The organism is Bradyrhizobium hipponense (assembly GCF_008123965.1).
In the GTDB taxonomy this organism is placed as follows: Bacteria; Pseudomonadota; Alphaproteobacteria; order Rhizobiales; family Xanthobacteraceae; genus Bradyrhizobium; species Bradyrhizobium hipponense.
Genome location: NZ_VSTH01000014.1, coordinates 1 through 23,071, shown reverse-complemented (window position 1 = coordinate 23,071; position 23,071 = coordinate 1). Strand labels below are relative to the sequence as shown.

At 64.4% G+C, this 23,071-nt stretch carries 28 protein-coding genes and 2 pseudogenes; 20 read left to right on the top strand and 10 right to left on the bottom strand.

What is annotated here, in order from left to right:
- The first annotated feature begins 69 nt into the window (after positions 1–69).
- Both FXV83_RS02925 and FXV83_RS43835 read left to right on the top strand, forming a co-directional pair.
- Positions 70–273, top strand: a complete 204-nt coding sequence (locus FXV83_RS02925) for a type II toxin-antitoxin system HicA family toxin (protein ID WP_187435615.1) — start codon at positions 70–72, stop codon at positions 271–273.
- On the top strand, positions 270–800 hold the full coding sequence (locus tag FXV83_RS43835; protein WP_235939296.1) for a type II toxin-antitoxin system HicB family antitoxin: 531 nt from the start codon (positions 270–272) through the stop codon (positions 798–800). The genes FXV83_RS02925 and FXV83_RS43835 overlap by 4 nt, the downstream gene beginning before the upstream one ends.
- Positions 801–806: 6 nt before the next feature.
- Here the strand turns inward: FXV83_RS43835 and FXV83_RS02910 are convergent, their stop codons facing one another.
- From FXV83_RS02910 to FXV83_RS02895, 4 genes and pseudogenes are all read right to left on the bottom strand, one after another.
- Entirely contained in the window at positions 807–2,231 is a 1,425-nt protein-coding gene (locus tag FXV83_RS02910; protein ID WP_148737598.1) for an MFS transporter, read from the bottom strand.
- 200 nt (positions 2,232–2,431) lie between these two features.
- A pseudogene (locus tag FXV83_RS02905) lies at positions 2,432–3,456 on the bottom strand (aldo/keto reductase).
- 118 nt (positions 3,457–3,574) lie between these two features.
- Positions 3,575–3,811: a hypothetical protein gene (locus FXV83_RS02900; protein ID WP_148737596.1), complete on the bottom strand. Its 237-nt coding sequence runs from the start codon at positions 3,809–3,811 to the stop codon at positions 3,575–3,577.
- 107 nt (positions 3,812–3,918) lie between these two features.
- A complete protein-coding gene (locus FXV83_RS02895; protein ID WP_148737594.1) occupies positions 3,919–4,875 on the bottom strand; it encodes an AraC-like ligand-binding domain-containing protein in 957 nt (318 codons plus the stop codon).
- A gap of 210 nt (positions 4,876–5,085) precedes the next feature.
- Between FXV83_RS02895 and FXV83_RS02890 the strand changes: the two genes are divergently transcribed.
- Together FXV83_RS02890 and FXV83_RS02885 are read left to right on the top strand one after the other, a co-directional pair.
- On the top strand, positions 5,086–6,102 hold the full coding sequence (locus FXV83_RS02890; RefSeq protein ID WP_148737592.1) for a carbon-nitrogen hydrolase family protein: 1,017 nt from the start codon (positions 5,086–5,088) through the stop codon (positions 6,100–6,102).
- Positions 6,103–6,122: 20 nt separating this feature from the next.
- Positions 6,123–7,163 carry a phenylacetaldoxime dehydratase family protein gene (locus FXV83_RS02885; protein ID WP_148737590.1) on the top strand — a complete coding sequence of 347 codons (1,041 nt, stop codon included), beginning with the start codon at positions 6,123–6,125 and terminating at the stop codon, positions 7,161–7,163.
- Between the two features lie 3 nt (positions 7,164–7,166).
- On the opposite strand, the gene FXV83_RS02880 is transcribed toward FXV83_RS02885, so the two are convergent.
- Entirely contained in the window at positions 7,167–7,805 is a 639-nt protein-coding gene (locus tag FXV83_RS02880) for an HAD family hydrolase (RefSeq protein WP_148737976.1), read from the bottom strand.
- Positions 7,806–8,128: 323 nt separating this feature from the next.
- Here FXV83_RS02880 and FXV83_RS02875 point away from each other — a divergent pair, with 323 nt between their 5' ends.
- The 3 genes from FXV83_RS02875 to FXV83_RS02865 all read left to right on the top strand — a co-directional run bounded on the left by FXV83_RS02875 (position 8,129) and on the right by FXV83_RS02865 (position 9,021).
- Positions 8,129–8,326: a hypothetical protein gene (locus FXV83_RS02875; protein WP_148737588.1), complete on the top strand. Its 198-nt coding sequence runs from the start codon at positions 8,129–8,131 to the stop codon at positions 8,324–8,326.
- 107 nt (positions 8,327–8,433) lie between these two features.
- A complete protein-coding gene (locus tag FXV83_RS02870) occupies positions 8,434–8,712 on the top strand; it encodes a hypothetical protein (protein ID WP_148737586.1) in 279 nt (92 codons plus the stop codon).
- A 108-nt stretch (positions 8,713–8,820) separates the two neighbouring features.
- The gene (locus FXV83_RS02865) at positions 8,821–9,021 is read left to right on the top strand and encodes a hypothetical protein (protein ID WP_148737584.1); all 201 of its coding nucleotides are present in this window, start codon (positions 8,821–8,823) and stop codon (positions 9,019–9,021) included.
- A gap of 22 nt (positions 9,022–9,043) precedes the next feature.
- Here the strand turns inward: FXV83_RS02865 and FXV83_RS02860 are convergent, their stop codons facing one another.
- On the bottom strand, positions 9,044–10,078 hold the full coding sequence (locus FXV83_RS02860) for a TRAP transporter substrate-binding protein (RefSeq protein ID WP_148737582.1): 1,035 nt from the start codon (positions 10,076–10,078) through the stop codon (positions 9,044–9,046).
- A gap of 37 nt (positions 10,079–10,115) precedes the next feature.
- On the opposite strand from FXV83_RS02860, the gene FXV83_RS02855 reads away from it, so the two are divergent.
- From FXV83_RS02855 to tsaA, 3 genes and pseudogenes are all read left to right on the top strand, one after another.
- Positions 10,116–11,138, top strand: coding sequence for a lytic transglycosylase domain-containing protein (locus FXV83_RS02855; protein WP_235939293.1), 1,023 nt, complete (start codon positions 10,116–10,118; stop codon positions 11,136–11,138).
- Positions 11,139–11,145: 7 nt separating this feature from the next.
- Positions 11,146–11,253 (top strand): annotated as a pseudogene (locus FXV83_RS43830) (AzlD domain-containing protein); the annotation flags it as partial.
- 31 nt (positions 11,254–11,284) lie between these two features.
- Positions 11,285–11,776 carry a tRNA (N6-threonylcarbamoyladenosine(37)-N6)-methyltransferase TrmO gene (gene tsaA / locus FXV83_RS02845; protein WP_148737578.1) on the top strand — a complete coding sequence of 164 codons (492 nt, stop codon included), beginning with the start codon at positions 11,285–11,287 and terminating at the stop codon, positions 11,774–11,776.
- 133 nt (positions 11,777–11,909) lie between these two features.
- Here tsaA and FXV83_RS02840 read toward each other — a convergent pair whose 3' ends face one another.
- From FXV83_RS02840 to FXV83_RS02825, 4 genes are read right to left on the bottom strand one after another with little or no spacing between them, the layout of a single operon-like run.
- Positions 11,910–12,338: an HIT domain-containing protein gene (locus FXV83_RS02840; protein ID WP_148737576.1), complete on the bottom strand. Its 429-nt coding sequence runs from the start codon at positions 12,336–12,338 to the stop codon at positions 11,910–11,912.
- Positions 12,339–12,390: 52 nt separating this feature from the next.
- Positions 12,391–13,632 (bottom strand): GNAT family N-acetyltransferase, encoded by a 1,242-nt coding sequence (locus tag FXV83_RS02835; protein WP_148737574.1) that lies wholly within the window; start codon positions 13,630–13,632, stop codon positions 12,391–12,393.
- A gap of 54 nt (positions 13,633–13,686) precedes the next feature.
- Positions 13,687–14,433, bottom strand: a complete 747-nt coding sequence (locus FXV83_RS02830; RefSeq protein WP_148737572.1) for a glycerophosphodiester phosphodiesterase — start codon at positions 14,431–14,433, stop codon at positions 13,687–13,689.
- 16 nt (positions 14,434–14,449) lie between these two features.
- Positions 14,450–14,917 carry a RidA family protein gene (locus FXV83_RS02825; protein WP_148737571.1) on the bottom strand — a complete coding sequence of 156 codons (468 nt, stop codon included), beginning with the start codon at positions 14,915–14,917 and terminating at the stop codon, positions 14,450–14,452.
- Positions 14,918–15,171: 254 nt separating this feature from the next.
- Here FXV83_RS02825 and FXV83_RS02820 point away from each other — a divergent pair, with 254 nt between their 5' ends.
- The 10 genes from FXV83_RS02820 to FXV83_RS02780 all read left to right on the top strand — a co-directional run bounded on the left by FXV83_RS02820 (position 15,172) and on the right by FXV83_RS02780 (position 23,049).
- Positions 15,172–16,020, top strand: coding sequence for a cell envelope integrity EipB family protein (locus FXV83_RS02820; RefSeq protein ID WP_148737569.1), 849 nt, complete (start codon positions 15,172–15,174; stop codon positions 16,018–16,020).
- Positions 16,021–16,254: 234 nt separating this feature from the next.
- Entirely contained in the window at positions 16,255–17,919 is a 1,665-nt protein-coding gene (locus tag FXV83_RS02815; protein WP_148737567.1) for an acetolactate synthase large subunit, read from the top strand.
- Positions 17,920–18,102: 183 nt separating this feature from the next.
- Positions 18,103–18,450, top strand: coding sequence for a Lin0512 family protein (locus FXV83_RS02810; protein ID WP_148737565.1), 348 nt, complete (start codon positions 18,103–18,105; stop codon positions 18,448–18,450).
- A 4-nt stretch (positions 18,451–18,454) separates the two neighbouring features.
- Complete coding sequence (locus FXV83_RS02805; protein ID WP_187435614.1) at positions 18,455–19,147, top strand: GNAT family N-acetyltransferase; 693 nt, start codon at positions 18,455–18,457, stop codon at positions 19,145–19,147.
- A 70-nt stretch (positions 19,148–19,217) separates the two neighbouring features.
- Complete coding sequence (locus FXV83_RS02800) at positions 19,218–20,402, top strand: serine hydrolase domain-containing protein (protein ID WP_148737561.1); 1,185 nt, start codon at positions 19,218–19,220, stop codon at positions 20,400–20,402.
- A 95-nt stretch (positions 20,403–20,497) separates the two neighbouring features.
- On the top strand, positions 20,498–20,707 hold the full coding sequence (locus FXV83_RS02795; RefSeq protein WP_187435613.1) for a YgaP family membrane protein: 210 nt from the start codon (positions 20,498–20,500) through the stop codon (positions 20,705–20,707).
- Positions 20,704–21,225, top strand: a complete 522-nt coding sequence (locus FXV83_RS02790; RefSeq protein ID WP_148737557.1) for an RNA polymerase sigma factor — start codon at positions 20,704–20,706, stop codon at positions 21,223–21,225. Before FXV83_RS02795 ends, FXV83_RS02790 begins: the two co-directional genes overlap by 4 nt.
- Positions 21,226–21,317: 92 nt before the next feature.
- Positions 21,318–21,983: a DUF429 domain-containing protein gene (locus FXV83_RS02785; RefSeq protein WP_148737555.1), complete on the top strand. Its 666-nt coding sequence runs from the start codon at positions 21,318–21,320 to the stop codon at positions 21,981–21,983.
- Positions 21,984–22,098: 115 nt separating this feature from the next.
- The gene (locus FXV83_RS42380) at positions 22,099–22,242 is read left to right on the top strand and encodes a hypothetical protein (RefSeq protein WP_187435612.1); all 144 of its coding nucleotides are present in this window, start codon (positions 22,099–22,101) and stop codon (positions 22,240–22,242) included.
- 102 nt (positions 22,243–22,344) lie between these two features.
- Positions 22,345–23,049 (top strand): glutathione S-transferase family protein, encoded by a 705-nt coding sequence (locus FXV83_RS02780; protein ID WP_148737553.1) that lies wholly within the window; start codon positions 22,345–22,347, stop codon positions 23,047–23,049.
- Positions 23,050–23,071 lie beyond the last annotated feature (22 nt).

The window sequence follows — 23,071 nt, the reverse complement described above, 5'->3', positions numbered from 1 at the left end:
CGAGCGTCACGAGTTGAAAAAGCCGGCTACAAGGCCGGCTTTTTCTGTGCGTTGTGGAGTCGGGAACTTGTGGTCGAGACAACACATAGTAACCTTTGGTCGCACTCACGCGATCTCATCAAGGAATTGGAAAGTGCCGGCTGGCGATATGTTGGAGCGACAGGGCATCCCACGAAACCGGGTAAGGTAACCATACCGCACCCGAAGCGGGACTTGCATCCGAAGACCGTCCGCTCGATTTACAAGCAGGCGGGTATGAAGGAGCCGAAGTGAGCACGAGCGCGAGTTACATCGCCTTGGTCCATAAGGACGACGACACGAGCTACGGGGTCAGTTTCCCTGATGTTCCGGGCTGCATCTCGGCTGGCGATACCTTCACGGATGCCATCAGGAACGCTGCGGGGGCACTTGCCGGCCATCTAGCACTGATGGAGGCGGATGGCGATGCCATTCCGGTCGCCAGGACGCTGGAAGAGCTGAGGAAAGATAGATACTTTCTGGAGGATGCCGAGGACGCCGTTGTTGCCTTGGTCATGCCTGAGACGAATCGGGTGACGACCGTTCGGCCTCAAGGGCAGGCCACTATCATCAAAGAGTTCGCCTACGAAAGCAGCCGACGCGAACTGTTGATCACGTTCTCCTCCGGCAAACGATACGTGTACGACAACGTCCCACCTGAAGTGGTTGAGGCGTTCAAGACTTCCGGCTCGAAGCCGCCTTTTTTCGACCGGGAGATTCGCGAAAGATTTCCTCATCGCGAGTTCGATGAGCAGTTTCTCGTTGCTGCGAATGGAACATAGCTAGCGCTAATCTCCACGCAGGCGCTGATCGTCCTGCACGCGGACGTGCTCGGCGCCGCGCGCGCCCGCAGGCGACAGCCGCAACATGCTCAGCATGGCGCCGCATAAGGCGAAGCCGACGGCGGTGAGCAGGGCGATCCGGGTTCCCTCCACTGGATAGCGGCCGAGGAACAGCGCCACCAGCGCCGCGCCGGTGGTCTGGCCGAGCAGCCGCGCCGTGCCCAGCATGCCGCTGGCACCGCCGGCGCGCTCGCGCGGGGCGGCCGCGATCATGGTGCGGTTGTTGGGCGTCTGGAACAGACCGAAGCCGGCGCCGGCCAGCGCCATGCGCCAGACCACGTCGAGCGGCGTCGGAGCCGCAGGCAGCAAGGCGAGCGCGGCGAGGCCGCAGGCAAACAGCGTGAGCCCGATGCCGCCGAGCAGGCCGGCCGGGTAATGCTCGACCAGACGGCCGGCGAGAGGGGCTGCGAAGGCCACTGCGATCGGCCATGGCGTGATCAGCAGTCCCATGTGCACGGCCGAATAGCCGAAGCGGCTCTGCAGATAGAAGGGGATCGCGACGAAGGCCAGCATCTGTCCGCAGAACGAGGCGATCGAGGTCGCAATCGACAGCGCGAAGACGGGGATGCGCAAGAGATCGATCGGCAGCAGCGGCGATGCGATGTGGGTTTCCCGCCAGATCAGCAGCGCACCGGCGACGACGGCGATTGCGAATTGAACGAGGCAGGTCACGAGCGCCTCGCCGTGGCCGACGCTGTCGATTGCGGCGATACCGACGCCGAAGGTGATCGCGGATAGCGCGGCGCTCTGCCAGTCGAAGGAACGGCCCGCAGGCTTGGTGTGGGGCAGGCTGCGCAGGCCCAGCACCAGCGTCGCCGCGCCGAGCGGCACGTTGATGGCGAACAGCCAGGGCCAGCTTCCCACCGCGAGGATGCCGGCGGCAAGCGTCGGTCCGATCGCGGCGGAGAATGCGACGACGAGCGCGTTGAGCCCGATGCCGCGGCCGAGCTGGCTGCGAGGATAGGTGAAGCGCACCAGCGCCGCGTTGACGCTCATGATCCCGGCTGCGCCGAACCCCTGCACGATGCGCGCGATCGTGAGCATCGGCAGCGTATGCGCCAGCGCGCAGAACGCGGATGCGAGCGTAAACAGGACGAGCCCGGCCAGATAGACGCGGCGATAACCGACGATCTCGCCGAGCGACGCCAGCGGCAGCAGGGAGATGGTGATCGCGAGCTGATAGCCGTTGACGATCCAGATCGAGAAGGCGGGGCTCGCGTCGAGGTCGGCCGCGATCGTGGGCAGCGCCACGTTGGCGATGGCACTGTCGACCACGGCCATGATGATGCCGAGCGCAATGGTCAGGACCGCCCGGTTGCGCTGAGGCTGCGGCAGGCCGTCGGCGTGCTCGATCGGGGCGATCGACCTCATGGAGGCGAGCTTGATTCGAGCCGTGATTCATCTCCAGGCTAGGAAATTGCAGGATTGATCGCAACCCGGCAGGACACGGACTGTTCCCGTCCCGGAAGGCAGGCCTTCCGGCGCGGCAAGCGTTGGTCAGGATGGTTTTCGCAAGCTCCGAATTGATGCAGCGCAAGGACAAGCTCGCCGAGCGTTTCGAGACGAGATACCTACACCGGTGGCGGATTGCGGTCGGTGAAGGTCGTGCGCTGATGCCAGTAGGGATAAGGCAGCGTCACCTTGCTTGCGGCGTCGAGCTTCTCGATCTGCTCCTTGGTCAACGACCAGCCGACCGAGCCGAGATTTTCGCGCAACTGCGTCTCGTTGCGCGCGCCGATGATCAGCGTCGAGACCGTTGGACGCTGCAACAACCAGTTCAACGCAATCTGCGAGACGCTCTTGCCATTTTCCTTGGCGATCTCATCGATCGCATCGACGACACGATAGACGTGCTCATCGGGCACAGGCGGCCCGATATCGGCGGTCTTGTGCAGGCGGCTGACCTCGGGCTTGGGTTGGCCGCGGCGGATTTTTCCGGTGAGGCGTCCCCATCCGAGCGGCGACCACACCACCGCGCCGAGCCCCTGGTCGAGGCCCAGCGGCATCAGCTCCCATTCGTAGTCGCGCCCGATCAACGAATAATAGGTCTGATTGGCAACATAGCGCGGAAAGCCGTGCTTGTCGGCGACGGCGAGCGATTTCATCAGGTGCCAGCCCGAAAAATTCGAAACGCCGATGTAGCGGATCTTGCCGGCGCGCACGAGCATGTCGAGGGTCGCAAGCACCTCCTCGGGCGGGGTAAATGCGTCGAAGCCGTGGAGTTGGAACAGGTCGATGTAATCGGTCCCGAGCCGACTCAGCGAAGCGTCGATGGCCGTGAGCAAATGTTGCCGCGACGAGCCGATATCATTGGGCCGTCGCCGAAGCGAAAGGTCGCCTTGGTCGAGACCAAAACCTTGTCGCGGCGGCCCTTGATGGCTTCACCGAGAACGCGCTCGGATTCGCCGAGCGAATAGACGTCGGCGGTGTCGAACATCGAGACCCCGGCATCGAGGCAGATATCCAGAAGGCGCCGCGCTTCAGTCGCGTCGGTCGTACCCCATGCAGCAAGGCGGCCGACGCCGCCGAAAGTGCCCGTTCCAAGGCTCAAAGCGGGCACCATGAGGCCCGACCGGCCCAAGCGTCGGTGTTCCATTGATATGCTCCTCGGCTAGCCGCTGATTGATGCACGCGGTACCTTTGCCGTGATGGTAGCGCAGGCCAGTGCCTCGTACCATCACGCGCGCACATGGCGGCCTTGCTCAAGAACGGCTCTAGTCGTGCATAAGCATGTCATCGTAGGTGGGATCGCCGACGTGCGAGCTGATCATCTTCGTTGGAGTCGGGGCCTTGATGCTTGCTGCCTGCAAGGGAACGCAGCCAAGGTCGCTGTCACGGCCCTGCCGAGGCAGCAGAGCCAGGCTCCAGCCTGCCAGCACCAGCACCGCGAGCCGGATCGCGATCACACTCAGCAACAGCTCCGATCCGCCTGTCGTTGAATTGGTTCTCATGCGCACCAGCCTGATGCACGCCGGTGGACGAGACAATCTGGAATTCCCGAGTGCTGCCTTCGTCCAAATCGAAGGCTGGGGCTGGAGGCGGCCGGCGCCGGCCGATCTTAATGCCGCAGCTGGCTCTGCCGGAACTCGCGCGGCGACATCTCGAAATGTTCGCGGAAGACGCGGCCGAAATGCGAAAGGTCGTTAAAACCCCAGGCGAAGGCGATCTCGCTAACGTGGCGGTGGGCGAGCATGGGCGTGGCGAGGTCGCGCCTGCACTGGGCGAGACGTTCGGCCAGGACGTAGCGCTGGAACGAGGTATCCTCGTCGGCGAGAAGGTCGTTCACGTAGCGCGGCGAGATGCCGAGCGCAGCCGCGGTCTCCGACAGCGAGAGATCGGGATCGGCGAGGTGCGCACGGATATGCGCCTTCAGCCGGTAGAGCAGCGCGGAGCGATGGGTCGACGACGGCAGCGACCTCTTGCCGAGCCGTTCGCTCAGCGCCATCGCCAGGAGATCGACCGCCTGCTCCGACAGCGCGGCGGCGTGATCCGTCGCGAGTTGGTCCGCGTTTTGGCAGAGCCTGACGATGAAATCGTAGGCAAGCCGTTCGAGCGGCGCGCCGGCGCCGAATGACAACGCAGTGAGAGCTTCGGTGCGGCCGAGCCGCCGCTGCAGCATCTCGCGCGGCACCTTGAAGATGGTCTGCGTGAAAGCGTCCTTGAACTTCAGCTCATAGGGCCGCGTGGTGTCGTAGAGTGCGAACTCACCCGGATGGATCACGGTCTCGCGGCCGTCCTGCACGACCCCGCCGTCGCCGTGATTGCCAAGCGCGACGAGGACGAAGTCCTGGTCCGAGCGCGCGATGCGCGAGGGCGTGCGGAAGACGCGCTGGCGGTCGGAGCAGACTTCGGAGCACACCGCCTTGCCAAGGGTGGCCTGTGTCACCGAGCCGCGAAAGGCGCTGCCGAGGTCCGATTTGCAGTCCAGGCCGACGAAGACGTCGCAAACGATGTCCTGCCAGAGGGCCAGACGCCGGTGCCCGGGGCTGTCGTCGGTGGTGAACTGGATGGACATGGACAGACCTCCCTTTCACGTCGCGGAGTTCGCATGCAATCACTGGCCCACCAGAGCTCGAGGCAAATTCCGTACCGCCATTCCAGTCGAATTTTCGTGCCGTGGCGGTCGAGCGAACCTCGTCCGGCTCTGGCCCAATAGACTGCATCGGGGGCGCGCCGCGATCAACCGGAAAGCCACCCTGTCCCAGCGGAGCACGAGGAGACGGTAATGGGAATCGAACATCCGAAATACAAGGTAGCGGTGGTGCAGGCGGCGCCCGCCTGGCTCGATTTAGATGCCTCGATTGACAAGTCGATCGGGCTGATCAGGGAGGCGGCAGAACGTGGCGCCAAACTGATCGCCTTTCCGGAGGCCTTCATTCCCGGCTACCCCTGGCACATCTGGATGGACTCGCCGGCCTGGGCGATCGGCCGCGGCTTTGTGCAGCGCTATTTCGACAATTCGTTGTCCTATGACAGCCCGCAGGCCGGGAAGCTGCGCGACGCGGTGCGGAAGGCAAACCTCACCGCCGTGATCGGCCTGTCCGAGCGCGACGGCGGCAGCCTCTATCTCGCGCAATGGCTGATCGCTCCGGATGGTGAGACCATCGCCAAGCGCCGCAAGCTGCGGCCGACCCATGCCGAGCGCACCGTCTATGGCGAGGGCGACGGCAGCGATCTTGCCGTCCACGCCCGCGCGGACATCGGCCGCATCGGCGCGCTGTGCTGCTGGGAGCATCTCCAGCCGTTGTCGAAATACGCGATGTATGCCCAGAACGAGCAGGTCCACGTCGCGGCCTGGCCGAGCTTTTCGCTCTACGATCCCTTTGCGCCGGCGCTGGGCGCAGAGGTAAACAACGCCGCCTCGCGCGTCTATGCTGTCGAAGGCTCCTGCTTCGTGCTCGCACCTTGCGCAACTGTGTCGCAGGCCATGATCGACGAGCTCTGTGACCGGCCCGACAAGAACGCGCTGCTGCATGCAGGTGGTGGATTCGCTGCGATCTACGGCCCGGACGGCAGCCAGATTGGCGACAAGCTCGCGCCGGACCAGGAGGGGCTGCTGATTGCCGAAATCGATCTTGGCGCGATCGGTGTTGCCAAGAATGCGGCGGACCCCGCCGGGCACTATTCGCGGCCCGACGTCACGCGGCTCCTCCTCAACAAGAAGCGGTACCAGCGCGTCGAGCAGTTTGCGCTGCCGGTCGATACCGTCGAGCCAGCGGACATCGCCGCGGCGGCAAGCTGAGCCTGCAGGGAGGCCTGATCATGGAATCCGCTATTCCTCAGAACCTGGAAATGAAGCGCTCGCGCCACAAGCGGGTGCCCGACGATTACCAGCCGCCATATCCGTCGTTCGTCGCGCGCTACAAGCCCACGGTCAGCCGTGTCGCGATGGCCTATTTCGGCGTGCAGTACCGCGGCACGGCGCCAACGGTCGCGACAGCTGCGCTCGCAGAAATCGCCGGAACCTTTGCGAAAGAAAGCGGCCCATCGCACTGGGACCGCGCGCGCTACATCGATCAGGTCGGCCATGAGAACGTGGTCTCCGTCGCCTATTGGGACGACATCGCGCGCTTCGACGCCTGGTTTGCGCCGGCGCGCGAGGCGTGGACGGGAAAGGCACGCGATGGGATCGGGACTTTCATCGAGGTGCTGCGTCCCTCGCTCGCGCGGCACGAGACGTTGTTCTCCTCGAGCGACCGACCCGAGGGTGTCGCCGCCATTGCCGGCCGCATGAGCGGCGAGGTCCAGGAGCACGCCTATTGGGGCGGCATGCGCGACCGTATTCCGCTGTCGCAGACCGACGCGATGGCGCCCGGCGGCAATCCCGAGCTGATCCGCGACGGCACGCGGCTGCGCGTTGAAGCGCACGACAATCTCTGCCTGATCCGTTCCGGACAGGACTGGAGCGACACCGAGGCGTCGGAGCGCAAACTCTATCTCGATGAGGTCGAGCCGGTGCTTCGCGAAGGCATGGAGTTTCTACGGGATCACGGCCTCGGCATCGACTGCTATGGCAACCGCTATATGCGCGTGCTCGCGGCAGATGGCAGCGTCAGCGAAAAATCCTACGGCCAGAGCTGGTGGAAGAGCCTTGCGGCGCTGGAGCGCTGGGCGGAGTCGCATCCAACCCACGTCAAGATCTTTGGGGCGGCGATGAAATATCTCTCGACGCTGGGGCCCTCAGCAAAACTCCGGCTCTATCACGAGGTCACGGTGGCGGCGGCGGATGAGCAGTTCTTTGAATATCTGAACTGCCATCCGAAAACGGGCATGCTGGCCGCGGTCGAGACCGCCAGCGCGTGAGGGTTACACGACGCAATAGCCGAGCAGTTCGGGATGCGCGGCGCAGATGTGGTGGGCGCCGGCCTCCTTGAGCTCCGCCTCGCTGCCATATCCATAGAGTACGCCGATAGCGGTCATGCCGTTAGTCCGGGCGCCGACCACGTCATGGCGACGGTCGCCGATCATGATGGCGGTGCGCGGATCGACCCTGGCCTCATCGAGCGCGTAGCGGAGCAGGTCGCGCTTGTCGACGCGCGTGCCGTCGAGCTCGGAGCCGAACACGCGCTCGAAATACGGTTTCAGCCCGAAATGATCGACGATGCGGGCGGCATAGACCACGGGCTTGCTGGTGGCGACGAACATGCGCTGGCCTGTCGCTGCCAGTGATGACAACGTGTCTGTAATTCCGCTGTAGGCCTCGTTCTCGAACAGGCCGACATCGCTGAAGCGCTCGCGATAGAGCAGCAGGGCGCGGTCGGCGAGCTCGTCCGATCCGGTGAGCTTTTCCAGGCTGGCATGCAGCGGCGGGCCGATGCACCAGGTCAGCTCGTCCTCGCTCGGCACGGCGACGCCTAGCCGCTCAAGTGCGTACTGAATTGAGCGCGTGATTCCGGGTTTCGGATTGGTCAGCGTGCCGTCGAGATCAAAATAGATGGTCACCATTGTCGCCGCGCCCACGTTCATGCTGCTGTCTATTGCCTGACCTAGACGAGGCTGCAGGCCGAGGCAACTCGCGCCGTCGTGATACCGCAATCTTCTCGTTGATCTCGCGTCCCGTTTTAAAGCTCGCTATTCGCAAAACGTAGGCGTAGACTCGCGCCATCACCGCCCTTCCCACGGCTTCCATCGGTGACTGAGGGTCACGAGCACTCCCGCCGACAGTGGAGGAGGGTGCATGTCTCGATTTCATCTGGCCGATTGGATCGTGCCGCCGGTGATGGTCCCGCTATTTCTTCTGCTGCTGGTGGCCGCAGCGGCTTTCCTGCATGGATAAGACGCAGCAACTGCAATACCTCGTCAGCGGCGATCATCAAGGCGGCCGCGTCAGCCTTGGCCGTGCCACGACCGCCGCCGCCTTGAAGAAGGCGAGAGAGCTGGTGCAGGAAGGCTATCTCGACGTACGCATATGCACGCCGCAGGGCCGACTTCTGCTGCCTGACGAGTTCGATCAATTCGAAGATTGAAGAGACGCCAGCAGCTCGTCAAAGGGCTGCGTCCCGTATCCATCCGCAGAAGCAGCCGGCCGGCGTAACGATCGGCGCGCATCGGCAGACATCACAGGACCTTCGACATGATTGCCGCCCGGAACCGCGTCCGCATGAAAACGCTTCTTGTCACATTGCTGGTCGGCACGTTCGCGCAAGGCGCGATCGCCGGCGAATCCGATTGCCGCGCGATCGAAAGCACCAGCGGGCGGCTCGCCTGTTATGACGCCGCGTTCCCTCCGAAAGTTAAGAAGCCTGCCGCTGTAGAGGGCGACGTATCCCGGGCTGCTCCATACAAAGACCCGTTCGTTGCGGAAGAGGCTCTAACCGCGGCGAAGCTGAAGAATATCTGTCGCGGTTGTTGAGATCCTTAACAAACCGGGTGCGGGAGCCTGAGGGCAGGCGGCCAACGGGCGTCGGCCTTCGACTGAGATCTCGATCGAGATCGTGAAGATATATGCAGAGGAGCCTACATGAGTGAGCGACTTGAGACACTGAAGAAAGCCCGTGATCGCATGATCGAGGACCGGGACGCGCACGCAAAAGTTCTGGCGGCCCCTTTTGAGCGCGACACGGCCGAGCGAGCGCGCAACAAATTCGTCGAATTTCAGACGCTGATCGACGCGCTTGATCGCGCCATCAGCGGTGAAAGCCTGGTTCCGGTCAAAAACTAAGGTGGCGCCGCCGCCGCGGCCTTCATTGCTGCTTGGTCCATTCGACGATCGCAGCGGCATCCGCGCCGGCCTGCGTCTGCCACGCGGTGACCGTGGCCGTCGCCGCCTTCCGGAGCGCGGCGAGGAGCGACGCCGGCGCTGGCTCGGCGATGCGGACTCCGTTGTCGCGCATGCGCGCATAGTTTTCGGAGGTGCGATGAGCGAGCAGTGCGAACTGGCTTTGCTCGGTCTCGGCCGCCGCCGCCAGAACCTCGCGTTGCACCGGCTCGGACAGCTCCGCAAACGCGTCGTTGCGGACGAAGGCGATGGAGACCGGCATCGCGTAATTGATTGCCGTGAAATGCGGCAAAAAGTCCCAGAGCTTGCGTCCCGCGCCTCCGTCGCCAGAAGTGAGGACCGCATTCAACCGGTGCTCCCTGAGCCCGGCGAGCGCCGCGTCCATCGGCAGAAACTGCGCATTTGCGCCGGCCGCGCGCATGACGTCGCTGGAGTTGGCGTCATAAGCCCGCAAGTTCAGCTTCGGCAGGTCGCCGTCGCCTTCGAGCTGATGGTCGGACCAGAGGCCTGTGGCGGGCCAGATCGTCACATAAAGCAGTTTGAGGCCGCGCGCCGCCAGCGCCTTCTCGTAGAGCGGGCGTGCCCGCAGATTGGCGTCGCGGGCGACGTCGACGGATTGCACCAGGAAGGGCAGGGTCGACAAGCCGAGCACCGGGTCGAGGCCGGACAGCGCGCCTGCAAACGCGTCGCCACCGGCGATCCGGCCGTCCAGGGCGGCGCGCGGCATCTCGCCCGAGCTGATCTTGAGTTCGTTATCGAAGGCATTGCTCACCGTCACGAACCCGTTGGTGCGCTCGGCCAGGCGCTTGGCAAAGGTCGTGAGCCCGATTCCGGAAATGTTGTTCTGCGGGTACTCGGTCGTCATCCGCCAGATGACCTGTGTGGCGACTTGCGCCATGGCCGGCGCGGCCATCACCGCGAGGGCGGCCCAGGCGAGGACAAGGATGGTGTGGATCCGTTTGGCGGGGTAACGCATTGAGGGAAGCAGGTCAGGCAGCATATTGGCAACTCTTTGAACGATGGCACGATGCCACAACATGGCAGATCACCTTGTGGCACGCCGTGCCGGCGCGCGCCACAGACGTGGTCGCGCGCGGGCGGGACGGATCGCACCGGCCATCATCGCCGCGCTGCTTCTGTCGGTCACGCGGGTGTTCGCATCGGATAGTTCTCCGCCAGAGACCGATGTCGCGGTGCCGAGCGTCGAGGAGCTTGCGACGAAGCCGCAAAAGCCTGCGGATGCACGCGAAAGCGACACGCGCGAATCGATCTGCCTGATCATCGAGGCTGCGGCGCGCGATGCCAATTTGCCCCTGGAATTCTTTGCCCGTGTGATCTGGCAGGAGAGCCGCTTCCAGACCGATGCCGTCGGACCGGTGACCCGCAACGGCGACCGCGCGCAGGGGATCGCGCAGTTCATGCCGGGCACGGCGAGCGAGCGCGGGCTGCTCAATCCCTTCAATCCGGTGCAGGCGCTGCCGAAGTCGGCGGAGTTTTTGAACGAGCTGCGCAACCAGTTCGGCAATCTCGGCCTTGCGGCCGCCGCCTACAATGCCGGGCCGCGCCGGGTCCAGGAATGGCTTGCCGGTAGCGGCCCCATGCCGGAGCAGACCCGCAGCTACGTCCTCGCCATCACCGGCGCGACGGTGGAGGCCTGGGCCAAGGCGGGTGCGACCGGTGAGGGGCCGCCAAGCGCGCCGCCCACGAGCTGCCACGATCTGATGGCGCTCTTGAAGCGCGCGCCGAATCCCTTCGTCGCCGAGCTCGAGCAGCATGTGGAGCTCGCCGCCGCAAAGACCTGGGGCGTGCAGCTCGCCGCGGGCTTCGACCGCAACAGGGCGCTGGCGATGTACTCCCGCGCAGTGACGCGGCTGAGCGCGGTGATCGGCGACCGCGATCCGAGCCTGCTCTCGTCGGTGATGCGCAGCCGCGGCACGCGCGCCTTCTATCAGGTGCGCATCGGCGCCGATACGCGTAGTGAGGCGGATGACCTGTGCAACCGCATCCGCAAAGCCGGTGGGGCCTGCTTTGTGCTGAAGAACCGGGGTGTGAGCGGATAGCGCGACCGCGGTCCTGGCCGGCGTCGTCGTGTTCCTGCTGACGCGCCGCTCGATCTTTGCCGGTGTCGTCGCCGGCGAGGTCTTCATGCTGGCCGGCAAGTGGTGGTTGGGCTAAAACCGCTTCCGAATAGCAAGGAACTGGAAATATGGTTCGCCAAAACGAGCTCCGCGACGGCGAGGTCGCCATCGAGCTGCCGTCGACGCAGGATGCCGGGCTGGTCTTCATCGGCCGCATCCGCACGCCCTGGACGTCTCGACTGGAGACGCCGCGGCAGGGACGTCACGACGGCCCTATCTGCCGGCTCGAGATCTTCGAGCCGTTCGTGCCGGCGATCAAGGGCGTCGATTTCTACAGCAATCTCGAAGTGCTCTACTGGCTCGACAAGTCGCGCCGCGACATCGTCTTGCAGAGCCCGAAGAACAACGAGAAGACCCGCGGCACCTTTTCGCTGCGTTCGCCGGTGCGGCCCAATCCGATCGGCACCTCGATCGTCAAGCTGGTCGGCATCGAGGGCAATGCGATCCTGGTGCGCGGCCTCGACTGCATCGACAACACGCCGCTGATCGACCTCAAGCCCGATCGCTGCGAGTTCACCCCGCTCGCCGCGCCGCAGGCCGGGGATTTTCAGACGGAGTGAGATCTCTCTCGACGGCGTCATTCCGGGGCGCGCCTCTTGCTTGGCGCGAGCCCGGAATCCATCGGGCGGCGGAGATGGTGGTGGAATGGATTCCGGGTTCGCGACGTCGTCGCGCCCCGGAATGACGGCAAAGTCACTCCGCCTTCAGCGCCGCGATCAGCTTGGCTGCGTTCTCTTCCAGCACCTTGGCGTCTTCCTTGCGGCTCGCGGGCGGCAGCATGGCTACGCCGTCGTGGCGCGGCATGACGTGCATGTGGAGATGAAACACCACCTGTCCGCCGGCGGGCTCGTTGAACTGCTGCACGGTGATGCCATCGGCCTTGAACGCCTTCATCGCGGCAGCTGCGATTTTGTGCGCGCCGCGGGCGACGTGGGCGTAGTCCTCAGCCGTGACGTCGAGGATGTTGCGGGCAGGGACTTTCGGGATCACCAGCGTATGGCCGGTTACGCGTGGCATCATGTCGAGGAAGGCGAAGACGTGCTCGTCCTCGTAGACCTTGTAGCAGGGAAATTCGCCACGCAGGATCTTTGCAAAGATGTTGTTGGGATCGTAGGCGGTCATGGCGGCGGCTCCTCGAAACTTTGCGCTTACTGTCACCAGCCAAGTGGGGGCGTCAAGGCGCCTCGTCGGCGTCCTTTCGGAACGGTCCCATGTCGGCCAGCTCACGTCCGGCTTCCGCAACGTAGGCGCGTTCGCGCTTGAGGTAATCGTCGATGGCGCGGCGCAGGCCCGGGTCGGCGATGAAGTGGGCGGAGTAGGTGGTGCGCGGCAGGTAGCCGCGCGCGATCTTGTGCTCGCCTTGCGCGCCGGCCTCGACATGCCTCAGGCCACGTTTGATCGCGAAATCGATCGCCTGATAATAACAGACCTCGAAATGCAGGAACGGATGATGCTCGACCGCGCCCCAGTTGCGGCCGAACAGCGTCTCCGAGCCGATGAAGTTGATCGCGCCCGCGATCCAGCGGCCGTTGCGACGGGCCATGACGAGCAGCACGTCCTGGCTCATGGTTTCGCCGATCAGCGAGAAGAATTCGCGCGTCAGATACGGTCGGCCCCATTTGCGCGAACCGGTCTCCATGTAGAAGCCGAAGAAGGCGTCCCAGGCATCTTCAGTGATGTCGCTTCCCGTGAGCCAGTGGATGGTGACGTCGGCGGCCAGCGCCTCGCGCCGCTCGCGTTTGATCGATTTGCGATGGCGTGAGTTCAGGGTGGCGAGGAAGTCATCGAAGGTCGCAAAGCCCTCGTTGTGCCAGTGGAACTGCTGGTCGGTGCGCTGGAGGAAGCCGTGCTTGGCGAGCAGTTTCCATTCGGCCTCAAGCGCGAACGTCACGTGGACGGAGGAGGCCTTGCTGACCCCGCACAGCGCCACCAGCCCGCTTGCCAGCGCCTCCGCGATGCGCTCACGATCGACGCCGTCGCGGATCAGGAGCCGCGGCCCGGTCGCCGGCGTGAAGGGAACCGAGACTTGCAGCTTTGGATAATAGCGTCCGCCGGCCCGCTCATAGGCATCCGCCCAGCCGCGGTCGAAGACGTATTCGCCTTGCGAATGCGATTTCAGATAGCAGGGCACGATTCCGACGACGCGCCCGCCGAGCTTGGCCACGAGGTGCCGCGGCCCCCAGCCGGTGCGGATGGTCGCCGAACCCGACTTCTCGGCAGCAGAGAGAAATGCGTGCGAGACGAAGGGGTTATAGGCAATTTTTGAGAGACCAGCGGAATCGCCTGGGAGCCCGGATGAGGTTCCCTTGCCGCGCCCGTTGCAAGCCTTGCCGGGATTTGCGCAGGCGTCCCAGTCCTCAGCGGATACTTCGCCAATGGATGGTACGGCCTCAAGCGTGATTTCGGATGATGCCATCGTAGCCAAGATCGTGCATTGCAGCAGCGACTTCAAGAGTGAGGAACATCAAGCCTACGGCACGAATCCCTCGAAGATCATTTGATCCGCGTACTGCCCGACCCGCGTCCGCTGCTCCGGCGTGCGCACGGTCCAGCCGAGCAGGGCGCAGCCGAACACATTGCGGGCGATCCAGGGCGCAGGCGCCGGGAGGTGGTCGACCTTGAAGGCGACGAAATGCGGCTGGGTCTGCAAGCCGTGGCGGAGGTACAGCATGCTGTCGCGTTGCGCCTGCGTCAGCTTTGCCCAATACTCGTCCTCATAGGTCCGCTGCGCGACGATGCCGCGTGGGCGCGATGGCAGCAATTCGCGCAAGGCCAGCACCTGGTCGGGATCGAAGGACATGCCCACGGCGGGGCCATCGTAGGACGCCAGGACCTCGGCCATCCGCGTCACCAGCTTGCGGTCTCCGTCAAAACGGCTCTTCACCTCGATCACCAGCGGCACGCGGCCGGCAACCACGGCGCAGAGGTCGCTGAGCGACATCATCCGCTCGGCGGTGTCCTTGAATGTGAGGGCCCTCAATTCGGCGGCGGTTTTCTCGATCAGCTCGCCAGTGGCGTCGGTGAGGCGGCCGAGCGCATGGTCGTGGTGCACCATCGCCTCGCCGTCGGCGGAGAGCTGGATGTCGACCTCGATCGAGAAATTGCCCGCGATCGCAGCCTGCACCGCGCCCGGCATGTTCTCCACGATACCGCGTGAGATGTCATGCAGGCCGCGATGGGCAACCGGCCGGGATGTCAGCCAATCAGGAGCGCGCAAGGCCGTTCGCTCCGCGTCAGGCGACCTCGAACACGGCTTCGACCTCGACCGCCGCATCGGCGGGCAGCGAGGCGACACCGACGGTGGTGCGGGCGTGGCGGCCCTTGTCGCCGAAGGCGGCAACCATGAGGTCGGAGGCGCCGTTGAGGACCTTCGGTCCGTCCAGGAAGTCGGGCGCCGAGTTGATGAAGCCGCCAAGGCGCACCACGCGCACGACCTTGTCGAGGTCGCCGAGCGCAGCCTTGACCTGGGCCAGCAGGTTGACGGCACAGCCGCGCGCGGCCGCCGCGCCCTGTTCGATCGACACGTCCGCGCCAAGCTTGCCCTTGGCGATCAGCGTGCCGGCGGGATCGAAGCAGACCTGGCCGGAGACGAACAGCAAATTGCCAGTGCGCACGAACGGCACGTAGTTGGCCACGGGACTAGGGGCCTCGTGCAGCTTGATGCCCTGTTCCGCCAGTTTCTGCTCGACCGTGCCCACCATGTCTCGACCTCGATATCCCAAAATTCATTTCGCCCCGGTGCCACTTTTCGCGGCCGGGTGCGCCCTCTTTCGCCCATCATGCCGCCACATGCAAGCAAGCCGGTGCCGGCGGTGGGAGGCCAGGCCGGGGCCGCATTTTCTTGAGGCAAGACAGGGGTTCAACGCCGCGCCGCAATTATACGTGAAACCGCCGCAGTTGCGACGCATTGGAACGGTCATTAAAGTGTCGAATCTGCGCTTCCCAAGGGACAGACATGGTGCACCTTTTCCGGACTTCGCTCGGTGTGATGGCGCTCGCGGCGGCCGCTTTCGGGGCCGGCGGCGGCGCTGACGCAGCCAACGGTCCGTTCCTCGCGCACCAGGCGCTCTACGATCTGAGCCTCGTGAAATCGCGCTCGAATTCAATCAGCAGCGCGCGCGGTCGCATCCTCTACAATTTCGGTGGAAGCTCTTGCGAGGGCTACACGTCCGAATTCCGCCAGGTCTCCGAGCTTGACAGCGGCGAGGGCAAGGTCACGCTCAGCGACCTGCGCTCCAATTCCTGGGAGGACGCCGCAGGAAAGAGCTACCGCTTCAAGATCGAGACGCGGATGAACGAGGCCGATGCCGGCCGGGTCGACGGCTCGGCTGAACGCGACGGCGACCACATCAACGTCAAGCTGAAGCTGCCGGCGCCGAAAAGCTTTACGCTCGACGGCAACGTCGTATTCCCGACCGAGCAGATCCAGCGCATCATCGCCGCCGCCAAGGACGGCAAGTCGCTGCTGGAACTCTCCGTCTATGACGGCTCCGATGACGGCCAGAAGGTCTACAACACGCTGACCGTGATCGGCCAGCCGATTGCCGACGACCGCGCCGCGTCCTCGCCTGATCCGTCAACCTCGGACGAGCACATGAAATCGCTGAAGCGCTGGCCCGTCACCGTCAGCTATTTCGACCGTGACGTCCAGCAGAAGGAGGGCGAGCAGACCCCGGTCTATGCGATGGCGTTCGAGCTCTACGAAAATGGCGTCTCCCGCCAGCTCGTGCTCGACTACAATGATTTCGTCATCTCAGGCGCGATGGGCAAATTCGACGTCAAGGACAGCAAGCCCTGCAATTGAGGGGCGAGACGTCGCGGCTAGGCAGTTCACAATCTGTCACGATCAGGTGTGCGATCGGCGGCGCAATCGCGCCGCGCGCGATGCGTTCGCACCGCAGGCTTCGCACCTCAGAATGACGGAACGCATCATGACGCCGATGCCGCCCCTCATTGTGAATTGTGCCCGCGCCGCAGACCGGTACCATGCACTTGCTGCCGTGGAACACGTGAGCCAGCATAGCGACCGGGAGGCGACATGAGCGGGCAGGAGCGCAAGGCTAAGGGATCGGACTTGTTTGTCGCGGCACTGGAGAATGAAGGTGTCGATCGCATCTTCGGCGTTCCCGGCGAGGAAAATCTCGATTTCGTGGAATCGCTCCGCACCTCCAGGATCGAGCTGGTTCTGACACGGCACGAACAGGCCGCCGCTTTCATGGCCGCCACGCACGGCCGGCTGACCGGCAAGCCCGGCGTCTGCCTGTCGACGCTCGGCCCGGGTGCGCTCAACCTGTCCACCGGAGCTGCCTATGCGCATCTCGGCGCGATGCCGATGATTCTGATCACCGGCCAGAAGCCGATCATGAGCAGCCGGCAGGCGCGCTTCCAGATCGTCGACGTGGTCGCGACCATGAAGCCGCTGACGAAGCTGTCGCGGCAGATCATCAGCGCCTCCAGCATCCCGACCGTGGTCCGCGACGCCTTTCGCGTGGCGATGGAGGAGCGGCCGGGTCCGGTGCATCTCGAATTGCCGGAGGACATCGCAGGCGATGAAGTGCCGTCAGTCCCGGTGATCCCGGTTCATCCGATCGAAATCCCGGTCGCCCATCGCGCCGCGCTCGACCGCGCCGCCGAGATGATCTTGGCCGCAAAGCATCCGTTGGTGATGATGGGCGCTGCGACCAGCCGGCCGCGCGCGACCCACGGCATCGCAAGCTTCGTGCGGCGCACCGGCATTCCGTTCTTCACCACGCAGATGGGCAAGGGCACGGTGCCCGGCGGCACCAATCTCTACATGGGCACCGCCGCGCTGTCCGAGCGCGACTATGTTCACGAGGCCATCGATGCCGCCGACCTGATCGTGGCGATCGGTCACGATCCGATCGAGAAGCCGCCCTTCATTATGGGGCCGTCGGGGCCCAAGGTTATTCACGTCAGCTACACCTCGGCCAGCGTCGAGCAGGTTTATTTCCCGGATGCCGAGCTCGTCGGCGACGTCGGCCCGAGCCTGGAGCTGCTCGCCGATCGCGTCGAAGGCAGGCTGCCGCAGGCCGCGGCGCTGTTGCCGCTGCGCGAAAAAATCCTCTCTCACATTGCCGATCGTGCCACCGAGGCGCGCTGGCCGCCGACGCCGCAGCGCATCGTGCACGACATCCGGCAGGTGATGCCGGAGAACGGCATCGTCGCGCTCGACAACGGCATGTACAAGATCTGGTTCGCGCGCAATTACCGCACCCGCGTCGCGAACACGCTGCTGCTCGACAATGCACTGGCGACGATGGGTGCCGGTCTGCCGTCGGCGATGATGGCCGCGATGCTCTATCCGGACCGCCGCGTGCTCGCGGTCGCCGGCGACGGCGGATTCATGATGAACAGCCAGGAGATGGAAACCGCCGTCCGCCTCAAGCTCAACCTGGTCGTGCTCGTGCTCGAGGACAACGCCTACGGCATGATCCGCTGGAAGCAGGCGGTCGATCATTTCGCCGATTTCGGCATGACTTTTGGCAATCCCGATTTCGTCCTGTATGCGAAAGCCTACGGCGCCAAGGGGCACCGCATCGAGAGCATCGATAGCTTTGCCCCGACGCTCGATGCGGCATTCAAGGAGGGCGGCGTGCACCTGGTCTCGATCCCGATCGACTATTCGGAGAACGTGCGGGTGCTCGTCGACGAGTTGCGGGCGCGGGAGACGTCGAAGGCGTGATTTTCGTGCGATGCTCCGGCCACCCTCGTCATTGCGAGCGAAGCGAAGCAATCCAGGCTGTCTGCGCGAAGGCAGTCTGGATTGCTTCGTCGCTTTGCTCCTCGCAATGACGGAGTATGACGACCGGACCGAGTACGATAACCAGTTGCGTCGATATCATCCAACCAACAACAGGAATATGAAATGACGCGTGTTCGCTGCATCACCGAGATGGGCATGGGCGTGGACGTCCACGGCAGGGACGCCACCAAGGCAGCGAAGCGTGCGGTGTCGGATGCGATCAGGCATTCGAGCCTCGGCTTCTTCCGGATGATCGGCAAGACCGCGAACGACATGTTCGTCGACGTCACGATCGCGGTGCCCAACCCTGAGGCGGTCGACAAGGAAGCCGTCGCGAAGGAGCTTCCTTACGGCACCGTGACCGTCAACGCGGTGAAGGGCGGGCTGGAGATTCCCTCGGCCACGGAACAGGCCAACGACCCCATCCTCATCGCCAATGCGGCCGTCATCGTCAGCTTCGACAAGGAATAGGCGGATGTCCGACAGCGATGAGACGCTGCTGGATCGCCCGATCTGGAGCGCGCTGACGACCAGCCAGAGGCATCTGGCCGAGGGCGGCCCGCGGGCGCTACGCTATCCCGTCGACATGACGCCCTTCGCCGACGTGCCCGACATGTCGGCGGCCAGCTTTGCCGCGCTCGGTGATCTGCTCTCGGGCACGCAGGTCGCCGCGCTGTTCACGCCGGAGGCCGTCGACGTTCCCGCCGGCTTCAAGCTCGTGCTCGCCGGGCCCTGCGAGCAGATGATCGGCTCTCCCGCCGACAGTCCGCTTGGCGATGCCGAGATCGTCGAATTGGGGGCCGCCGACGTTCCCGCGATGATGGCGCTGACGGATCTGACCAAGCCCGGGCCATTCGCGGCGCGGACGCACGAGCTCGGTACGTTCCTCGGGATCCGCGCCGGTGGCGCATTGGTCGCGATGGCCGGCGAGCGGATGAAGCCGGGCAAGTTCACCGAGATGACGGCGGTCTGCGTGCATCCCGATCATCGCGGCCGCGGCTATGCGCAGGCGCTGCTCGCGGCCGTGGGGCGCCAGATCGAGGCGCGCGGCGAAATTCCGTTCCTGCACGTGTTCTCAAGCAACGCGTCGGCGATCGCGCTGTATCAGCGGCAGGGGATGACAATCCGGCGCCGCCTGTACGTGACCGCGCTGATGAAGCAGGAATGAGCGCTACTCGTCGGGCTTCATCCCCGGCGATTTCGCGCTATATCCATCTCAACACAATTTGGGGAGACACATGGACGCCAGGACGATCGATTTTTCCGCCGCACGGACGGCGATGCAGCGTTATGTCGACCAGGAGATCATCCCCGGCGTGTCCTGGGCGGTGCTGCGCGGGCGCGATGTCGTCGACCAGCAATGCGTCGGCTTTGCCGACCGCGAGGCCAACACCGGATTGCGGCCCGACCACATTTTTCGCGCGTTCTCCAACACCAAGATATTCGTCACCTGCGCGATCATGCTGCTGGTCGAGGAGGGGCGCATCGGGCTCGATGATGCAATCGAGAAATTCCTGCCGCAGCTCGGCAATCGCAAGGTCCTGAAGCAGGGCGCGGCGAGCCTCGCCGACGCCGAGCCGGCCAGGAGCCCGATCACGATCCGCCAGCTGCTGACCCACACCTCGGGTCTCAGCTATGGCATCTTCGATCCCGGCACGGTGCTGTTCAAGGGCTACAACGAGGCGCGGGTGCTCAATCCGTTGACGCCGCTGACCGACCTGATCGACAGGCTCGCCGATCTGCCGCTGTCCTATCATCCCGGCACGGGCTGGGAATATTCGGTGGCCACCGACGTGCTCGGCCGCGTCGTCGAGGTCGTCTCGGGCAAGTCGCTGGATGCCTTCCTCAAGACGCGCATCTTCGATCCACTTGGCATGGTCGATACCGGCTTCTACGTGCCGGAGGCGGAGCAGGGCAGGCTGGTCGCACTCTACACCGGCGCCGACGTGCTCGATCCGATGAAGCCCGGCCTCACGCGTGCCGACAATCTGCCCTTTCCGCAGGCCTATCGGCGTCAATTCCCGCGGCTGTCGGGCGGCGGCGGCCTGGTCTCAACCTTGCCCGACATGCTCGCGCTGCTGCGCGCGCTGTTGCCGGGCTCGGACGCGCTCCTCAAGCCGGATACGCTGCGGCAGATGATGACGAACCAGTTGCCTGTAGGGCAGACCATTTGCTTCGCCAATCTCGGCCCGATCCCCGGCAAGGGTTTTGGCCTCGGCGGCGCCGTCACCTTCGCGCCGACGCCGTTCGATCCCGCAAATTCGACCGGCGAATTCCAGTGGGGCGGGCTCGCCGGCACCCATTGGTGGATCTGCCCTGAAGCCAATACCGCCGGGGTGCTGATGGCCCAGCGCTACATGGGCTTCTGGAATCCGTTCTTCTTCGAGTTCAAGCGGCTGGCCTACCAGGCGGCCGGGAGCTGATCGCGAAAGAATTGTTGGCCCCCGCGAATCCTTTCCGGCCTTCGCACCCTCTTGTCTGTCGAGGCATTTCGCCTCGGCTCATGCCGGAGGATGTGATGGGATTCTACAGGAAGAATATCGGCGGTCTGCATCAGGCGTTGCGGGTTGCGCTCGGAATTGCGGTTACGATTGGCGCATTGGTGTATCTCACCGGCATCGCGGCGTGGCTGGTCGCACTCGGTGGCGCAAGCTTCGCCCTGACCGGCCTCGTCGGCTATTGCCCGATGTGTGCGATGGCCGGCGTCGGAAAAGGAGGCGTATCGTGAGCGCGGCCGCGATCTCGCCAAACCTGTTCGAGGCGGCCCGGCTGGGCGATCCCCAGGCGATCGCGTCTCTGCTCGAGACGGCGCAGCCGGACATCCGCCGCTACGCGCGCGCCACCTGCCGCAGCTCTGCTGATGTCGAAGATGCAACGCAGGAAGCGATGTGGATCTTGTTCCGCCATGTCGGCACGATCCGCTCGCTGTTGGCGTTCTCAGCCTGGCTGTTCAGCGTGGTTCGTCGAGAGTGCTTGCGGCTCGCCCGCAAGGCAGGCCTCGCGGCGGCGATCGACGACGGGGAGTCGGAGGCGCTGCTGCTGTCGCGCCCGGAGGCCGATCTGCGGCTCGACGTGGCCGCTGCATTCGAGGCGCTGCCGGCGCACTATCGCGATGTCGTGCTGATGCGGGACGTCAAGGAAATGACCATCGACGAAATTGCCGTCGCACTCGGAACGACCAGGCAAGCCGTCAAGGCACGGCTGCATCGCGCCCGCGCGCTGATGCGCGAATATCTGACGAGATGACAATGACAAATTATCAAACCCCTGCGGCTGTTCGAGCAACATCGACGTGAGAGCACGGGATGAACGAGCATCGGTAGGGCGGGATCGTACTTGTGAAAACCTATCTGGGTCTCGACGGATTTCGCTTCGGCTGGGTCGCGGCCTGGATCGATGATCGCGGCGATCACGGCTTCGATTATTCACCAGGCCTCACGCGTCTCCTCGCAATGCCGCATGCGCGCGCGATGATCGACATGCCGATCGGATTGAACACCGGCGGCTACCGGACCTGCGACTTGCGTGCTCGCGAGCTGGTCGGCGCTGCCGTGTTTCTCGGCGCGCGCCGGGACCTCTGGATGTTTGCCGATGTGGCGACAGCCAATCGGCACTACTGGGAGCGCGAAGGCAAGGGCAGGGGAGTATCCGTGCAGCTCTGGAACATCAGGGACAAGATCAGGGACGTCGACGAGGTCATGACGCCAGCACGGCAAGCGATCGTCGGCGAGGCGCATCCGGAATTGATCTTCTGGAATCTCGCAGGCCGCGTGCGTCTCGACAGCAAGAGGTCCGCGTCCGGGCGTGGGCAGCGCAGCGCGCTCCTGGAGCAATGCGGCTTCACGCGCCTGCCGAAATGGCTGACGCAACGTCACGGCACCGGAATCGGCCGCGACGATCTCATCGACGCTTGTGCCTGCGCAATTGCGGCACGCGACAGCAGGCAGCGTGTCGGCGGGGACGAGATCGATCCGCGGGGACTTCGGATGGAGATCAATTATTGAGCCCGCTGGCCGTCGAGTGGCGATGCGGGAAAAAGCGGCAATTTGCCTCGAATATGCAGGAACTGTCGATGGTCGCCCGCGTTTCCCGTGCGAACGACTACAGAGAACTCTCGCGATGAATGATGCCAGTCAATTCGCGACCGCGATGCTCGCGCTCGTATTCATCGGAGCACTGCTCGTCACGGGGCACCTCTTCATCGAGCAACGCGCGCAACGCGATACCGCATACGTCACGAGTCAACTGCTGCGGCCGTTGTGACTCGAATTTGGCGCCGGAAGATCGTGTGACGGCTGCGCGGCCTTGCGTCGTTCGCAGGCCGGCCTAGATTAGGCCGCGTCTCACGCACAGGCCGGGGTCTCGATGTCCGATCTTTCCACCTATCCGATCGCCGGGCGCTGGCCGGCCAGGCATCCCGAATTGCTTCAGCTCTATTCGCTGCCGACGCCGAACGGCGTCAAGGTGTCGATCATGCTGGAGGAGATCGGGCTGCCCTACGAGGTGCATCTCGTTGACTTCGGCAAGGACGACCAGAAAACCCCGGAGTTCCTCTCGCTTAGTCCGAACGGCAAGATTCCGGCGATCCTCGATCCCAACGGCCCGGGCGGCAGGCCGCTGCCACTGTTCGAGTCCGGTGCGATCCTGCAATACCTCGCGGAGAAGACCGGCAAGTTTCTGCCGCAGGATGCCGCGCGCCGCTACCAGACCATCCAATGGGTGCATTTCCAGATGGGCGGCATCGGGCCGATGTTCGGCCAGGTCGGCTTCTTCCACAATTTTGCCGGCAAGGAGTTTGAGGACAAGCGGCCGCTGCAGCGCTACGTGGACGAGTCCAAGCGCCTGCTCGGCGTGATGGAGACGCATCTGTCCGGCCGGCAATGGTTCATGGACGACGACTACACCATCGCCGACATCTCCACGCTCGGCTGGGTGCGCAACCTAATCGGATTTTACGGTGCGGGTGACCTCGTCGAATTCGGCCAGTTCAAGTCGGTTGCTGCCTGGCTCGAACGCGGGCTGGCGCGTCCGGCCGTACAGCGCGGGCTGAACATTCCCAAGCGGCCGTGAAAACTAGGGTTCAGACTCAATT

Coding starts and splice junctions, on each gene's coding strand:
- FXV83_RS02780 (WP_148737553.1), top strand. CDS start 22,345: ATGTCCGATCTTTCCACCTATCCGATCGCCGGGCGCTGGCCGGCCAGG.
- FXV83_RS02820 (WP_148737569.1), top strand. CDS start 15,172: ATGGTGCACCTTTTCCGGACTTCGCTCGGTGTGATGGCGCTCGCGGCG.
- FXV83_RS02855 (WP_235939293.1), top strand. CDS start 10,116: ATGGCAGATCACCTTGTGGCACGCCGTGCCGGCGCGCGCCACAGACGT.
- FXV83_RS02840 (WP_148737576.1), bottom strand. CDS start 12,338: ATGACCGCCTACGATCCCAACAACATCTTTGCAAAGATCCTGCGTGGC.
- FXV83_RS02875 (WP_148737588.1), top strand. CDS start 8,129: ATGGATAAGACGCAGCAACTGCAATACCTCGTCAGCGGCGATCATCAA.
- FXV83_RS02805 (WP_187435614.1), top strand. CDS start 18,455: ATGTCCGACAGCGATGAGACGCTGCTGGATCGCCCGATCTGGAGCGCG.
- FXV83_RS02795 (WP_187435613.1), top strand. CDS start 20,498: ATGGGATTCTACAGGAAGAATATCGGCGGTCTGCATCAGGCGTTGCGG.
- FXV83_RS02910 (WP_148737598.1), bottom strand. CDS start 2,231: ATGAGGTCGATCGCCCCGATCGAGCACGCCGACGGCCTGCCGCAGCCT.
- FXV83_RS02825 (WP_148737571.1), bottom strand. CDS start 14,917: ATGGTGGGCACGGTCGAGCAGAAACTGGCGGAACAGGGCATCAAGCTG.
- FXV83_RS02815 (WP_148737567.1), top strand. CDS start 16,255: ATGAGCGGGCAGGAGCGCAAGGCTAAGGGATCGGACTTGTTTGTCGCG.
- FXV83_RS02865 (WP_148737584.1), top strand. CDS start 8,821: ATGAGTGAGCGACTTGAGACACTGAAGAAAGCCCGTGATCGCATGATC.
- FXV83_RS02900 (WP_148737596.1), bottom strand. CDS start 3,811: ATGAGAACCAATTCAACGACAGGCGGATCGGAGCTGTTGCTGAGTGTG.
- FXV83_RS02890 (WP_148737592.1), top strand. CDS start 5,086: ATGGGAATCGAACATCCGAAATACAAGGTAGCGGTGGTGCAGGCGGCG.
- FXV83_RS02870 (WP_148737586.1), top strand. CDS start 8,434: ATGATTGCCGCCCGGAACCGCGTCCGCATGAAAACGCTTCTTGTCACA.
- FXV83_RS02835 (WP_148737574.1), bottom strand. CDS start 13,632: ATGGCATCATCCGAAATCACGCTTGAGGCCGTACCATCCATTGGCGAA.
- FXV83_RS02860 (WP_148737582.1), bottom strand. CDS start 10,078: ATGCTGCCTGACCTGCTTCCCTCAATGCGTTACCCCGCCAAACGGATC.
- FXV83_RS42380 (WP_187435612.1), top strand. CDS start 22,099: ATGAATGATGCCAGTCAATTCGCGACCGCGATGCTCGCGCTCGTATTC.
- FXV83_RS02895 (WP_148737594.1), bottom strand. CDS start 4,875: ATGTCCATCCAGTTCACCACCGACGACAGCCCCGGGCACCGGCGTCTG.
- tsaA (WP_148737578.1), top strand. CDS start 11,285: ATGGTTCGCCAAAACGAGCTCCGCGACGGCGAGGTCGCCATCGAGCTG.
- FXV83_RS02885 (WP_148737590.1), top strand. CDS start 6,123: ATGGAATCCGCTATTCCTCAGAACCTGGAAATGAAGCGCTCGCGCCAC.
- FXV83_RS02800 (WP_148737561.1), top strand. CDS start 19,218: ATGGACGCCAGGACGATCGATTTTTCCGCCGCACGGACGGCGATGCAG.
- FXV83_RS02880 (WP_148737976.1), bottom strand. CDS start 7,805: ATGGTGACCATCTATTTTGATCTCGACGGCACGCTGACCAATCCGAAA.
- FXV83_RS02810 (WP_148737565.1), top strand. CDS start 18,103: ATGACGCGTGTTCGCTGCATCACCGAGATGGGCATGGGCGTGGACGTC.